The sequence below is a fragment of the Glycomyces sp. NPDC047010 genome (assembly GCF_040644205.1).
Taxonomy (GTDB): Bacteria; Actinomycetota; Actinomycetes; order Mycobacteriales; family Micromonosporaceae; genus Glycomyces.
In genome coordinates, this window is the sequence record NZ_JBEYVY010000007.1 from 168,612 (window position 1) to 182,506 (window position 13,895).

Consider the following 13,895-nt stretch of genomic DNA (forward strand, 5'->3'; position numbering starts at 1 on the left):
GAGCACACCATGACCAGTCCCTTCCCCGACGGCTTCCTGTGGGGCGCCTCGACCGCCGCGTACCAGATCGAGGGCGCCGCCGCCGAGGGCGGCCGCGGACCGTCCATCTGGGACACCTTCGCCGCGACCCCCGGCAAGGTGAAGAACGGCGACACCGGCGACACCGCCTGCGACCACTACCACCGCTGGAGGGAGGACTTCGCGATCGCCGCGGACCTGGGCCTGAAGGCGTACCGCCTCTCGGTCTCGTGGGCGCGCCTCCAGCCGACCGGGCGCGGCGACCTCAACCCCGAGGCCGTCGCGTTCTACCGCGAGCTCCTGGCCGACCTGCGCGCCAAGGGCATCCGCTCGGCCGTCACCCTCTACCACTGGGACCTCCCGCAGGTCCTCGAAGACGAGGGCGGCTGGCCCGAGCGCGCCACCGCGGAGTGCTTCGGCGACTACGCGGCCCGCACCGCGCGGGCCCTGGGCGACCTCGTGGACGAGTGGATCCCGATCAACGAGGCGTGGTGCGCGGCCTTCCTCGGCTACCACGCCGGCGTCCACGCCCCCGGCCGCCAGGACCGGACCGCGGCCCTGCGCGCGGCCCACCACCTCAACGTCGGGCACGGCCTCGCCGTCGCGGCCCTGCGCGAGCACGCCCCCGCGGGCAAGGTGGGCTCGGCGGTCATCATGACCGACATCGAGGCCGCCTCGGACCGGCCCGAGGACGTGGAGGCCGCGCGCCTGTCCGACGGCGGCGGCAACCGGCTCTTCCTCGACCCGCTGTTCCGCGGCGCCTACCCCGAGGACATGCTCGCCCACTTCGCGCCCACCGGCGCGTTCGACGCGGTCCTGCCCGGGGACATGGAGTCGATCGCCGCGCCCCTGGACTTCGTGGGCGTCAACCACTACCACCGGTTCGTCGTCGAGGCCGACCCCTCGGACACGCACCTGGGCAACCGGTCCCTGCCCCCGGCGAACCCGGTCACCGGATTCGGCTGGGAGATCCACCCCGAGAGCCTGCGCCGGGTCCTGACCCGCCTGTCCGACGAGTACACGGGCCTGCCGGTGTACATCACCGAGTCGGGCGCGTCCTTCGAGGACGCGGTGTCCGCGGACGGCTCGGTCGACGACGCCGACCGCGTCGCCTACCTCGACGGGTACATGAGCGCCGCCGGGCGCGCGATCGAGCAGGGCGTCAACCTCCAGGGGTACTTCGTGTGGTCCCTGCTCGACAACTTCGAGTGGGGCGAGGGCTACTCCAAGCGCTTCGGGCTCGTGCGCGTCGACTACGACACGCAGCTGCGCACGCCCAAGCGCAGCGCCGAGTGGTACCGGGGCGTCATCGCCTCCAACGGCGCGTCCCTGGGCCGCTGAGACTCCCGGCCCGCGGCCCTTGCCGGGCGCCGCGGGCCGGGCACATCAAGGCGGGGGACCGGCGGTGCCCCGCTCGATCAGCGCCACGTCCAGTGAGACGGCCTGCGCGGGGCGCGGGCCGCCCGCGAGGCGGTCCATCATCAGCCTGACCGCCTCGGCGGCCTTCCCAGGGAGGTCCTGGGCCACGGTCGTCAGCTTCGGGGTCACCAGGGCCGCGAGGTCGGCGTTGTCGTACCCGACGACCGACACGTCCCCGGGCACCGAGCGGCCCTCGGCCGCGAGGCCCTCGATGAGCCCGATGGCGAGGATGTCGGCGGTGGTGAACACCGCGGTGACCTCCGGGTGCTCGGCGGCGAGGCGCCGCCCGTACGCGAAGCCGCCCGCGTGCGTGGTCTCCACCTCGGACACCAGCGCCGGATCGAACGCGATCCCGTACTCCTCCAGGACCTGCCGGTACCCCTCGAAGCGCTGGTGGACCACGCCGGTGTCGGCGAACGCGGGCCCGGCGAAGGCGATGCGCCGGTGCCCCAGGCCCGCCAGGTGGCGGGTCGCCAGGACCGCGCCGCCGAAGTCGTCCGAGCGGACCTCCAGGGCGAGGGGGTTGGCCGAGTAGGAGTCCATGGCCACCAGGGCCACGTCCCCGACGTCGGCGGCGTCGAGCCGGTCGATCTCGACGTCGTTGAAGCCCAGCAGGACCGCGCCGTCGAGGTGCCAGGACCGGAGGGCCTCGGTGATCTCGCCGCGGCGGGAGATCCCGCGCAGCATCAGGTGGTAGTCGAGGCGGCGCAGCTCGCGCTCCAGCATGCCGACGACCTCGACGGTGTGCGGGTCGATCGTCAGGCTCGACTCGCCCACGGCGGGCACGAGCAGCCCGACCAGGCGCGAGGAGCGGGCCGCGAGGCTGCGCGCGGAGGCGCTGGGGACGTACCCGCGGTCCTTGACGATCCGCATGATCCGCTCGCGCGTGGCCGCCGAGACCCTCGCCTGCTTCCCGTTGACCACGTTGGACACGGTCATGAGGCTGACGCCTGCCTCCGCCGCGATGTCCTTCAGCGTGACGCCCAAGGGGGCTCCTCTCCATCAGGCGAGCGGTTACCGGACACCCGCCGTTGACAAGTCTGACACCCGTCGTCTACGCTACCGACCAAGGTATAGCGCTAAACCTAGCATGTGCTGGGCTTCCACCGCGTACTGACCCCTGCCTTCGGCGCGCCCAGGCGCGCCCCGACCGCGCCCTCCAACCCACGGAACGGACCCATCTTGCACGAGCGACAGCAGCCCGCCCCCGCCCCCGAGTGGTGGCGCAACGCGGTGATCTACCAGGTCTACCCGCGCAGCTTCGCGGACGCCGACGGCGACGGCACCGGCGACCTGGCCGGGGTCCGCGACCGCCTGCCCTACCTCGCCGCGCTCGGCGTCGACGCCCTGTGGTTCACCCCCTGGTACCGCTCGCCGCAGGCCGACGGCGGGTACGACGTGGCCGACTACCGCGAGATCGACCCCGCGTTCGGGACCCTCGCCGACGCCGAGGCGCTCATCGGCGACGCGCTCGCGCTCGGCATCCGCACCATCGTGGACGTCGTCCCCAACCACATCTCCGACCAGCACCCCTGGTTCCAGGAGGCCCTCGCCGCCGCCCCCGGCGACCCGGCCCGCGACCGCTTCTGGTTCCGCGACGGCAAGGGCGAGGGCGGGGACGGGCTCCCCACGAACTGGGTCTCCAGCTTCGCGGGCGAGACCTGGACCCGCACCGCCGGCCCCGACGGCGAGCCCGGCCAGTGGTACCTGCACCTGTTCGCGCCCGAGCAGCCCGACCTGAACTGGAACCACCCCGACGTGATCGCCGAGCACGAGGCGGTCCTGCGGTTCTGGTACGACCGGGGCGTCGCCGGGATCCGCATCGACTCCGCGGCCCTCATCGCCAAGGACCCCGACCTGCCCGACCTGGCCGAGCACCACGGGCCCGGCGAGCACCCGCACCTCGACCGCGACGACCTCCACGACGTCTACCGCGGCTGGCGCAAGGTCGCCGACTCCTACGCGGACGAGCGCGTCCTCGTCGGCGAGGTGTGGCTGGAGGACACCGAGCGGTTCGTGCGCTACCTGCGCGGCGACGAGATGCACATGGCCTTCAACTTCGACTTCATGACCCGCCCCTGGGACGCGGCCGCGCTCGCCGAGTCGATCCGCACCACCCTGGCCGCGCACGCGTCCGTGGGCGCCCCCGCCACGTGGGTCCTGTCCAACCACGACGTCACCCGCCCGGTCACCCGGTACGGCCGCGAGGACTCCTCGTTCGCATTTCTGTCCAAGCGGTTCGGCACCCCGACCGACCTCGCGCTCGGCGCCCGCCGCGCCCGCGCCGCCGCCCTGCTCACCGCCGCCCTCCCCGGCGTCCTCTACATCTACCAGGGCGACGAGCTCGGCCTGCCCGAAGTGGAGGACCTCCCCGAGGGCGCCCGCGAGGACCCCATGCACTTCCGCTCCGGCGGCGTCGACCCCGGCCGCGACGGCTGCCGCGTCCCCCTCCCGTGGGCCCCCGACGGCCTCACCTACGGCTTCAACACCACCGGCACCACCGCGTGGATGCCCCAGCCCGCCGGATGGGGCGCGCACGCCGCCGCCCTCCAGGAGGCCGACCCGGACTCCTTCCTCGCCCTCTACCGCGCCGCGGTCCGCCTGCGCCGCACCGAGCCCGCCCTCCAGGGCCCGGACTTCGCCTGGGACGACACCGCGCCCGGCACCCTCGCCTTCACCAGAGGCGCCGACGTCCGCTGCGTCGTCAACTTCGGCGCCGACCCCGTCGACCTGCCCGCCCACACCGGGGTGCTGCTCGCCAGCGCCCCGACCGACGGCGGCCGCCTCCCCGGCGACGCCGCCGCGTGGCTGCGGGTCTGACACCGCAACCCCTCCCGCACAACAGGAACCAACTAGGAGCAATGATGCAGACCTCTCGCACCGCCGCCGCCGTGGCGGCCGCCGCCCTCACCGTCGCGGGCCTCGCCGCCTGCTCGGACGACGGCCCCGACGACGGGAAGACCCACATCACCGTCACCATCGACGCCGGGCTGGAGCAGCCCGCCATCGACGCGTTCAACGCCCGCGTCGAGCAGTTCGAGGACGCCAACCCCGACATCGACGTGGAGACCCAGGAGTACACCTGGACCGCCGGGACCTTCACCGCCCAGCTCGCGGGCGGCACCCTCCCCGACGTGTTCGTCATCCCCTTCACCGACGGGCGCGGCCTCATCGAGCGCGGCCAGATCGCCGACATCTCCGCGTACACCGCCGAACTGCCCTACCGCGACGCGTTCAACCCGAACATCGCCGCCGCGGGCGAGGACGCCGACGGGAACCTGTGGGCCGTCCCGATCGCCGCCTACGGCCAAGGGCTCCACTACAACCGGACGCTCTTCACGGCCGCCGGGCTCGACCCCGACGCCCCGCCGACCACGTGGGCCGAGATCCAGACCGCCGCGAAGGCCATCAGCGAGGCCACCGGCGAGGCCGGGTACTCGGTGATGACCAACGGCAACACCGGCGGGTGGATCCTCACCACCGTCGTCGACGCGCTCGGCGGGCGCACCGAGGACGCCGGGACCGCCACCATCGACACCCCGCAGATGCGCGAGGCCCTCGCCCAGCTCCAGTCCATGCGCTGGGACGACGACTCCATGGGCGACACCCTCCAGTACGACTGGGCGGGCATCAACCAGGACTTCGCCGCGGGCCGCATCGGCATGTACGTCTCCGGCGGCGGCAACTACGGGAACCTGTTCACCCAGAACGGCCTCAACCCCGACGACTACGGCCTCACCGTCCTCCCGCTCGGCGACTCGCCCGACGCCGGGGTCCTCGGCGGCGGCACCCTCGCCGCCGTCAGCCCGGGCGCCGAGGCCGCCGAGCAGGAGGCCGCGGTCGCCTGGATCGACTTCTACTACATGGAGAAGCTCACCGACCAGGACGCGGCCGTCGCCGACGCCCAGGTCAAGGCCGAGACCGGCCAGCCCGTCGGCGCCCCCGAACTGCCCGTGTTCGACCAGGCCACCTACGACGAGCAGCAGTCCTGGATCGCCGAGTACGTGAACGTCCCCGTCGAGCAGATGGCCCCCTACACCTCCCAGGTGTTCGCCCAGCCGCTCGTCAACGAGCCCGTCACCGCCACCCAGGAGGTCTACGCCGTCCTCGACACCGTCGTCCAGTCCATCCTCACCGACGAGAACGCCGACGTCGACGCGCTCCTGGAGACGGCCCAGGCCGACGCCCAGGCCGCCATGGACGCCGCCGCGTAACCCGAAGGCAGACATGACCTCCACCGACACCCGCACCGCCGGTGTCGCGGACACCCAGGCCGGGCCGCCTCGCGCGGCCCGGCCGGGCCGACCGCGCGCCCGCCTCGCCCGCGCCCGCTCCGGGCTCCACACGCTCGTGTTCCTGGCGCCCATGCTCGTCGTCTTCGGCGTGTTCTCGTGGCTCCCCATCGGACGCGCCGTCGTCATGAGCTTCCAGCGCACCAACCTCGTCACCGACCCCGTGTTCGTCGGCTTCGCGAACTTCCAGCAGGTCTTCGCCGACCCGCAGCTGTGGACGGCGATCCAGAACACCGGGTACTTCGCGCTCCTGGCCCTGGTCTTCGGCTACCCCGTGCCCCTGGTCGCCGCGATCCTCATGAGCGAGGTCCGCAAGGCCCGCGGCCTGTTCTCCGCGCTCGCCTACCTGCCCGTGGTCGTCCCGCCCGTCGTGGCCGTCCTGCTGTGGAAGCTGTTCTACGACGCGGGGGAGGACGGCGTGTTCAACACCGTCCTGTCCTGGTTCGGCATCGGCCCCGTCGCCTGGCTCCAGGACGCCCAGATCGTCATGCCCTCCCTGGTCCTCGAAGCGACCTGGGCCGCCGCGGGCGGCACCGTCATCATCTACCTCGCCGCCCTCGTCGGCGTCGACCCCAGCCTCTACGAGGCCGCCGAGATCGACGGCGCGGGCGTGTGGCGCAAGCTCTGGCACATCACCCTCCCGCAGCTGCGCGGCGTCCTGCTCATCACCTTCATCCTCCAGATCATCGGCACCGCCCAGGTGTTCCTGGAGCCGTTCCTGTTCACCGACGGCGGCCCCGCCAACCGGACCCTGACGCTGCTGCTGCTCATCTACCGGTACGCGTTCACCAACTCCCTCGGCGGCGACTACGGCGCCGCGGCCGCCCTGAGCCTCATGCTCGCGGTCGTCCTCGCCGGGTTCTCCATGCTGTACTTCCGCCTCACCAGGAAATGGAGCAGCTGATGGCAGGCACCACCGACCGGGGCCTCCTCGCCCCCACCGACTGGAAGCGCCCCGGCGTCCGCTGGTCCACCCGCCTCCTCCACGGCGCCCTCCTGGCGGGCCTCGCCGTCGCCGGGCTCGGCCCGATGCTGTGGCTCGCCAAGGCCGCCGTCACCCCCACCCAGGACACTCTGCGCCACCCCATGTCCCTGTGGCCCAACGGCATCGACCTCGCCAACCTCACCGAGGCGTGGACCCGCGTCGAGATCGACAAGTACTTCTTCAACACGATCGCGCTCGCCGCCGGGTCCTGGGCCGTGCAGCTCCTCGTCGCCGCCACCGGCGGCTACGCCCTCGCCGTCCTGCGCCCCCGCCTGGGCCGCTACCTCTCCGGCGCGGTCCTGGCGACCCTGTTCGTCCCCAGCGTCGTCCTCCTCGTCCCGCTGTACCTGACGATCCTCGACCCGCCCGTGGTCGGCACCTCCATGCTGAACACGTTCTGGGCCGTGTGGCTCCCCGCCGGCGCCAACGCCTTCAACGTCCTGCTCATGCAGCGGTTCTTCGCGAACCTCCCCAGGGAGATCTTCGAGGCCGCCCGCGTGGACGGCGCCGGGCCCTACCGGCTGTTCTGGTCGATCGTGCTGCCCATGTCCCGCCCGGTCATCGGCGTCGTCTCGGTCTTCGCGGTCATCGCGTCCTGGAAGGACTTCCTGTGGCCGATGCTGGTCCTCCCGGACCCGGCCCTCCAGCCGCTGTCGGTGCGCCTGCCCGCGCTCCAGCAGTTCGTGGAGCTCGACGTGTTCCTGGCGGCGCTGGCGATCTCGTCGCTGATCCCGATCGCGCTGTTCCTGGTGTTCCAGCGGCTGTTCCTCTCCAGCGCCGGGCTCGGCGGCGCCGTCAAGGGCTGAGGTCGAGGGCGGGGGGGAGTACCTCCCGCCCTCACTCTCCGTGTCCCGCTTGCCCTATTGACAATGGTCTATCCCGATGTTAAAAAGATAGGACTATTTAGAGAGAGCGCTCTCTCAGCGTAGTCCCGCTGTGACACGCGCTCCTCCACGGAACGAGAGGACGCCTCCGTGAGACCACCCCGAGTCCGCAGACCCATCCGCAGAGCCCTCGCGATCGCCACCGCCGTCGTCGCGGCGGCCGCCGCGACCACGATCGGCATCGTCGCCGCGGGCGCCTCCGAGACCTACGAGCCGCAGATCCAAGAGCAGGTCTCGGCCCAGGCGCTGACCTGGAGCGACGAGTTCAACGCCGCCGCCGGCACCGCGCCGAACTCCGCGAAGTGGAACTTCGACACCGGCGGGGGAGGCTGGGGCAACAACGAGCACCAGTACTACACCAACTCCACGTCGAACGCCGCCCACGACGGCAACGGCAACATGGTCATCACCGCCCGCAAGGAGAACCCGGCCAACTACCAGTGCTGGTACGGGACCTGCCAGTACACCTCGGCGCGACTGCTCACCCAGGGCAAGTTCACGCAGGCGTACGGCACGTTCGAGGCGCGCATCCAGATCCCGAAGGGCCAGGGCATCTGGCCCGCGTTCTGGATGCTCGGCGACGACATCGGCTCGGTCGGGTGGCCGCAGTCCGGCGAGATCGACATCATGGAGAACGTCGGCTTCGAGCCGAACTCGGTGCACGGCACCCTCCACGGCCCCGGCTACTCCGGCGGCGCGGGCCCCAGCGGCACCTACACGATCGGCGAGCCGTTCGCGAACGGCTTCCACACCTTCGCCGTCAACTGGTCCCCGAACTCGATCTCCTGGTCGGTCGACGGCGTCACCTACCAGACGAAGACCACCGCCGACATCGGCGGCAACGAGTGGGTGTTCGACCACCCGTTCTTCATGATCCTGAACGTCGCGGTGGGCGGCAACTGGCCGGGCTACCCCGACGGGTCGACGCAGTTCCCGCAGACGATGAAGATCGACTACGTGCGCGTCTACTCCGGCTCGACCTCCTCGGGCGGGGCGATCACCGGCCTGGCCGGGAAGTGCCTCGACGTGCAGGGCGGCAGCAGCGCGAACGCGACCCCGGTGCAGCTGTACACCTGCAACGGGACCGCGGCCCAGCAGTGGACCGTCCCCGGCGACGGCACGGTCCGCGCGCTCGGCAAGTGCCTCGACGTCGCCAACAGCGGCACCGCCGACGGCACGAAGGTCCAGTTGTACCAGTGCAACGGGACGGCGGCCCAGCAGTGGGCGTTCTCCTCGGCGAACGACATAGTCAATCCACAGGCGAACAAGTGCCTGGACGTGCCATGGGCGAACTCCGCCGACGGCACCGACCTCCAGATCGTGACGTGCAGCGGCAACGCGGCCCAGAAGTGGTTCCGCTGACCTAGCCGACGATGAAGGGCCGGAGGGGATCCGCATTCCCTCCGGCCCTTTCCCGCGCCCCGCTAGGAGACCGGGTACCGCTCGTCGAGCGCGAGGTTGAGCTCGACGACGTTCACCGCAGGGTCGCCCATGAACCCGAGGAACCGGCCGGTCGTGTGCTCCTCGACCAGCGCCGCCACCTCGGCCTCGCTCGCGCCGCGCTCGGCCGCGATGCGCGCGGTCTGGAGCTCGGCGTACGCGGGGGAGATGTGCGGGTCGAGCCCGGAGCCCGAAGCGGTGACCGCGTCGGCGGGGACCACCGGCTCGGCCGGGGCGTCGCCCCGCACGGGCGTGATCATCGCTGCCGCGTAGTCCGCGCCGTACTCGGCGCATTCGACCTGCACGCCTTCGTACTCGGCGAGGAACGGCGCGTCGACCGTGCCGCACTCCTCGTTCAGGCTCACGACCCGGGTGACCGTGCCGCTCGTGCCCTCGGAGTAGTACACGCCCAGGACCGCGCCGACCGCGGAGTCCCCGGAGTCGGTGCAGTACGGCCGCGAGCCGTCCACGCCCTCGCGGGCGCCGACCGCGAAGGACCGCTCGCACACCTGCGTGAGCAGGCTCTTGGCGGCGTTCTCGTCGCCGTCCCAGCCGAGCGCGGGGTCCGGCAGGGCGTCCACGACGTCCTCGGGCCCCAGGTTCGAGGCGCCGGTGACGAGCGGGTCGTAGTCGCCGGTCTCGCCGACGGCCATCGACGGGCGCGACTGGAAGTACTCCAGGAGCGCGGTCCCGTCCTCACCGGTGAAGGACTGCCCGATGAGGGAGGAGCCGACGACGTTCCCGGCCTCGTCGTAGATGAGCGACCCCTCGGCCTTGTCGTCCAGGCCGGGGAGCTGCGCCACCGCGAGGACCGCGAGCGGGTAGAGGACGCCGGTGATCGCCGTGAGCACCAGCAGCGCGCGGAGCGCCGCGAGGTGGTGTGCGAGCCAGCGGGGAAGCCTAGCCATCATGCGACTCCGGGAATGAGCGCGACCAGCAGGTCGATCAGTTTGATGCCGATGAACGGCGTGACGATGCCGCCGAGGCCGTAGATCCACAGGTTCCGGCGCAGCAGCGCCGACGCGGACCCCGGCTTGTAGGCGACGCCCTTGAGCGCCAAGGGCACCAGGGCGATGATGACGAGCGCGTTGAACACGACCGCCGAGATGATCGCCGACTCCGGGCTGGCCAGGCGCATGATGTTGAGCGCGTCCAGGCCCGGGTAGATCACGGCGAAGATCGCCGGGATGATCGCGAAGTACTTCGCGATGTCGTTGGCGATCGAGAACGTCGTCAGCGCCCCGCGGGTCATCAAGAGCTGCTTGCCGATGGCGACGATCTCGATGAGCTTGGTCGGGTCCGAGTCCAGGTCGACCATGTTCCCGGCCTCCTTGGCCGCGGACGTCCCGGTGTTCATCGCGACGCCCACGTCGGCCGCGGCGAGCGCGGGCGCGTCGTTGGTGCCGTCGCCGGTCATGGCGACCATGCGCCCGGCGTCCTGCTCGCGCTTGATGAGCGCCATCTTGTCCTCGGGCTTGGCCTCGGCGAGGAAGTCGTCCACCCCCGCCTCGGCCGCGATGGCCCGCGCGGTGCGCGGGTTGTCGCCGGTGACCATCACCGTGCGGATGCCCATGGCGCGCAGCCGACTGAAGCGTTCGGCCATGCCCTCCTTGACGACGTCCTTGAGGTAGACCACCCCGAGGACCCGCGCGGCCTCGCCGTCGCGGTGCTCGGCGACCACGAGCGGCGTGCCGCCCTCGCCGGACACCCGGTCCACCAGCTCCCCGACCCGCGGGTCGGGGTCCCCGCCGGAGGCCCGGACCCAGTCCACGACCTGCGCGGCCGCGCCCTTGCGGATGCGGTGCACCCCGGCCTCCTCGGCCAGGTCCACACCCGACATGCGGGTCTGGGCGGTGAACTCGATCCACTCGGCGTGCGACAGCTCCCCGGTGGTGCGCTCGCGCAGCCCGTGGGCCTCCTTGGCGTACACCACGATCGAGCGCCCCTCAGGAGTCTCGTCGGCGAGACTCGACAACTGCGCGGCGTCGGCGAGCCGCTTGTCCGCCACGCCAGGCACCACCAGGAACTCGGAGGCGCGCCGGTTGCCGTACGTGATCGTGCCGGTCTTGTCCAGCAGCAGCGTGTCCACGTCGCCCGCGGCCTCCACGGCCCGGCCCGACATCGCGAGCACGTTGCGCTGCACCAGCCGGTCCATCCCCGCGATCCCGATGGCGCTCAGCAGCGCCCCGATCGTGGTCGGGATGAGGCACACCAGGAGCGACACCAGGACGATCCCGGTGACGCCGTTCCCGTCGATGACCGCCGAGTCCGGCGCCGCCGCCATGTAGTCCTTGGAGTACACCGCGACCGGCTGCATCGTGACGACCGCCAGCAGGAAGATGATCGTCATCGCCGACAGCAGGATGTTCAGCGCGATCTCGTTCGGCGTCTTGCGCCGCTCCGAGCCCTCCACGAGCGCGATCATCCGGTCCAGGAACGACCGTCCCGGCTCGGCGGTGATCTTGACGACGATCCAGTCCGACAGGACCTTCGTGCCGCCCATGACCGCGCACCGGTCGCCGCCGGACTCGCGGATCACCGGCGCGGACTCGCCGGTGATCGCCGACTCGTCCACGCTCGCGATGCCGGTGACGACGTCGCCGTCACCGGGGATCGTCTGACCCGCCTCCACGAGCACGTAGTCGCCGCGCACCAGCTCCGGCGCCGGGACCTCGTGCGTCTCCACCCTGGGGGAGGAGATCGCCGGGTCCTGCTTCGCGAGCTTCCGCGCGACCGTGTCGGTCTTCGCCTTGCGCAGGCTGTCGGCCTGCGCCTTGCCGCGGCCCTCGGCGATCGCCTCGGCCGCGTTCGCGAACAGCACCGTCAGCCACAGCCACACGGTGATGATCCACGCGAACACGCTCGGATCGACGATCGCGAGCACCGTGGTGAACACGGCCCCGATCTCGACGATGAACATGACCGGGTTGCGCCACATCCGGCGCGGGTCCAGTTTGCGCAGCGCCGACGGGGCGGACTTCACCCACTGCCCGGGGTCGAGCAGACCGCCCCGGACCTTCGGCGCCACAGAGGTCATTGCAGACATTGCGGGCATCTCCTATTGCAGCCCTTCGGCCAGCGGGCCGAGGGCGAGGACGGGAAGGAAGGTCAGCGCGATGAGCACCAGCGTCACGCCCACGACCATGCCGACGAACAGCGGCTTGTGCGTGGGCAGCGTGCCCGCCGTCGCCGGGACCGGCCGCTGCCGGGCGAACGACCCGGCCAGCGCCAGCACCAGCACGATCGGCACGAACCGACCGAACAGCATGCACAGGCCCAGCGCCGTGTTGAACCACGGCGTGTTCGCGCCGAACCCGCCGAACGCCGAGCCGTTGTTGTTCGACGCCGACGTGAACGCGTACAGCAGCTCCGAGAACCCGTGCGGCCCCGCCTCCTGCATCGAGTCCAGGTTCGACGGCAGCGCGAACGACAGCGCCACCCCCGCCAGCACCAGCGCCGGGGTCACCAGGAAGTACAGCGACGCGAGCTTGATCTCCCGCGCCCCGATCTTCTTCCCCAGGTACTCCGGGGTCCGGCCCACCATCAGCCCGGCCACGAACACCGTGATCACCGCGAGCACGAGGATCCCGTACAGGCCGCCGCCGACACCGCCGGGCGCCACCTCGCCGAACATCATGTTCAGCATGAGCATCCCGCCGCCCAGCGACGTGAACGAGTCGTGGAACGAGTTCACCGCGCCCGTCGACGTCAACGTGGTCGCCGCCGCGAACAGGCTCGAATCGCCGACCCCGAACCGGACCTCCTTGCCCTCCATGGCCGCCGCGACGGCCTGCGGGACCGTCCCGTCCGCCATGGACTCGAACCCGAACACCGCCGTGATCGACGCCAGGGCGAGCACGCCCATGACCGCGACGATCGCGTACCCCTGCCGGTTGTCCCCGACGATCCGCCCGAACACGCGCGGCATCGCCACCGGGATCACCAGCAGCAGGTAGATCTCGATGAAGTTCGTCCACGAGGTCGGGTTCTCGAACGGGTGCGCCGAGTTCGCGTTGTAGAACCCGCCCCCGTTCGTCCCCAGCTCCTTGATGGCCTCCTGGCTCGCCACCGCGCCGCCGGTGATCGACTGCGTGTCGCCCGCGACCGTGGCCGCCTGCGTCACGTCGGTGAAGTTCTGCACCACCCCGCCCACGACCAGGGCGATGGCCCCGAGCGTCGCGATCGGCAGCAGCACCCACACGGTGATCCGCACCAGGTCGACCCAGAAATTCCCCAGCTTGTCGGTGGCTTTGCGCGCGAACCCGCGCACCAGCGCCACCGCCACCGCGATCCCGACGGCCGCGGACACGAAGTTCTGCACCGCCAGCCCGCCGGCCTGCACCAGGTGGCCCATCGTGGACTCGCCCGAGTACGCCTGCCAGTTCGTGTTCGTCACGAAGCTGACCGCGGTGTTCCACGAGACGTACGGGTCCACGCCCGCGAAACCCAGGTTCAGCGGCAGGAACTCCTGGAGCCGCAGGAACCCGTACAGGAAGAAGACGCTCACCGCCGAGAACGCGAGCACGCTCCTGGCGTAGCCCGCCCAGTTCTGCTCGGTGCCCGGCCGCGCCCCGATGACGCGGTACACCCCGCGCTCCACCCTGGAGTGGCGCTCGCGGGTCACCACCCGGTAGATGTAGTCGCCCAGCGGCCGGTAGGACGCGGCGAGCGCGGCGACCATCGCCGCGATGAAGACGACGCCTGCGGTCGTGGAGCTCATCAGAACCGCTCCGGTTTCAGCAGCGCGACCACCAGGAAGACCCCCAGCAGCACGGCGAGGACGAGGCCGATGGCGTTGACGGCGCTCACAGCTTCTCCACCGCCTTCACCAGGAGTCCGAGGGCGATGAAGCACACC

11 protein-coding genes are annotated in these 13,895 nt (G+C 71.4%); 6 read left to right on the forward strand and 5 right to left on the reverse strand.

Translation table 11 applies throughout. The features are described from left to right. Nucleotides 1-9: 9 nt before the first annotated feature. A complete protein-coding gene (locus tag AB0A65_RS15995; protein ID WP_359951907.1) occupies nucleotides 10-1,359 on the forward strand; it encodes a GH1 family beta-glucosidase in 1,350 nt (449 codons plus the stop codon). Between the two features lie 45 nt (nucleotides 1,360-1,404). Here the strand turns inward: AB0A65_RS15995 and AB0A65_RS16000 are convergent, their stop codons facing one another. Continuing rightward, nucleotides 1,405-2,424, reverse strand: coding sequence for a LacI family DNA-binding transcriptional regulator (locus tag AB0A65_RS16000; protein WP_359951909.1), 1,020 nt, complete (start codon nucleotides 2,422-2,424; stop codon nucleotides 1,405-1,407). Between the two features lie 195 nt (nucleotides 2,425-2,619). Here AB0A65_RS16000 and AB0A65_RS16005 point away from each other — a divergent pair, with 195 nt between their 5' ends. The 5 genes from AB0A65_RS16005 (at nucleotide 2,620) to AB0A65_RS16025 (ending at nucleotide 8,960) form a co-directional block, all read left to right on the forward strand. Further along, nucleotides 2,620-4,257 carry a glycoside hydrolase family 13 protein gene (locus AB0A65_RS16005; RefSeq protein WP_359951911.1) on the forward strand — a complete coding sequence of 546 codons (1,638 nt, stop codon included), beginning with the start codon at nucleotides 2,620-2,622 and terminating at the stop codon, nucleotides 4,255-4,257. A 41-nt stretch (nucleotides 4,258-4,298) separates the two neighbouring features. Further along, nucleotides 4,299-5,651, forward strand: coding sequence for an extracellular solute-binding protein (locus tag AB0A65_RS16010; protein WP_359951913.1), 1,353 nt, complete (start codon nucleotides 4,299-4,301; stop codon nucleotides 5,649-5,651). A 151-nt stretch (nucleotides 5,652-5,802) separates the two neighbouring features. Then, nucleotides 5,803-6,633, forward strand: coding sequence for a sugar ABC transporter permease (locus AB0A65_RS16015; protein WP_359952222.1), 831 nt, complete (start codon nucleotides 5,803-5,805; stop codon nucleotides 6,631-6,633). Continuing rightward, nucleotides 6,633-7,520 (forward strand): carbohydrate ABC transporter permease, encoded by an 888-nt coding sequence (locus tag AB0A65_RS16020; protein ID WP_359951915.1) that lies wholly within the window; start codon nucleotides 6,633-6,635, stop codon nucleotides 7,518-7,520. Before AB0A65_RS16015 ends, AB0A65_RS16020 begins: the two co-directional genes overlap by 1 nt. A 168-nt stretch (nucleotides 7,521-7,688) precedes the next feature. Further along, the gene (locus AB0A65_RS16025) at nucleotides 7,689-8,960 is read left to right on the forward strand and encodes a family 16 glycosylhydrolase (protein WP_359951917.1); all 1,272 of its coding nucleotides are present in this window, start codon (nucleotides 7,689-7,691) and stop codon (nucleotides 8,958-8,960) included. Between the two features lie 62 nt (nucleotides 8,961-9,022). On the opposite strand, the gene AB0A65_RS16030 is transcribed toward AB0A65_RS16025, so the two are convergent. From AB0A65_RS16030 to kdpF, 4 genes are read right to left on the reverse strand one after another with little or no spacing between them, the layout of a single operon-like run. Then, on the reverse strand, nucleotides 9,023-9,946 hold the full coding sequence (locus AB0A65_RS16030) for a potassium-transporting ATPase subunit C (protein WP_359951919.1): 924 nt from the start codon (nucleotides 9,944-9,946) through the stop codon (nucleotides 9,023-9,025). Then, nucleotides 9,946-12,084 carry a potassium-transporting ATPase subunit KdpB gene (gene kdpB, locus AB0A65_RS16035; RefSeq protein WP_359951921.1) on the reverse strand — a complete coding sequence of 713 codons (2,139 nt, stop codon included), beginning with the start codon at nucleotides 12,082-12,084 and terminating at the stop codon, nucleotides 9,946-9,948. Before kdpB ends, AB0A65_RS16030 begins: the two co-directional genes overlap by 1 nt. 12 nt (nucleotides 12,085-12,096) lie before the next feature. Then, nucleotides 12,097-13,758: a potassium-transporting ATPase subunit KdpA gene (gene kdpA, locus AB0A65_RS16040; protein WP_359951923.1), complete on the reverse strand. Its 1,662-nt coding sequence runs from the start codon at nucleotides 13,756-13,758 to the stop codon at nucleotides 12,097-12,099. Further along, a complete protein-coding gene (kdpF, locus tag AB0A65_RS16045; RefSeq protein ID WP_106365640.1) occupies nucleotides 13,758-13,847 on the reverse strand; it encodes a K(+)-transporting ATPase subunit F in 90 nt (29 codons plus the stop codon). The genes kdpA and kdpF overlap by 1 nt, the downstream gene beginning before the upstream one ends. Nucleotides 13,848-13,895: the final 48 nt, after the last annotated feature.

Coding starts and splice junctions, on each gene's coding strand:
- AB0A65_RS15995 (WP_359951907.1), top strand. CDS start 10: ATGACCAGTCCCTTCCCCGACGGCTTCCTGTGGGGCGCCTCGACCGCC.
- AB0A65_RS16010 (WP_359951913.1), top strand. CDS start 4,299: ATGATGCAGACCTCTCGCACCGCCGCCGCCGTGGCGGCCGCCGCCCTC.
- AB0A65_RS16015 (WP_359952222.1), top strand. CDS start 5,803: ATGCTCGTCGTCTTCGGCGTGTTCTCGTGGCTCCCCATCGGACGCGCC.
- AB0A65_RS16020 (WP_359951915.1), top strand. CDS start 6,633: ATGGCAGGCACCACCGACCGGGGCCTCCTCGCCCCCACCGACTGGAAG.
- AB0A65_RS16030 (WP_359951919.1), bottom strand. CDS start 9,946: ATGGCTAGGCTTCCCCGCTGGCTCGCACACCACCTCGCGGCGCTCCGC.
- kdpB (WP_359951921.1), bottom strand. CDS start 12,084: ATGTCTGCAATGACCTCTGTGGCGCCGAAGGTCCGGGGCGGTCTGCTC.
- kdpA (WP_359951923.1), bottom strand. CDS start 13,758: ATGAGCTCCACGACCGCAGGCGTCGTCTTCATCGCGGCGATGGTCGCC.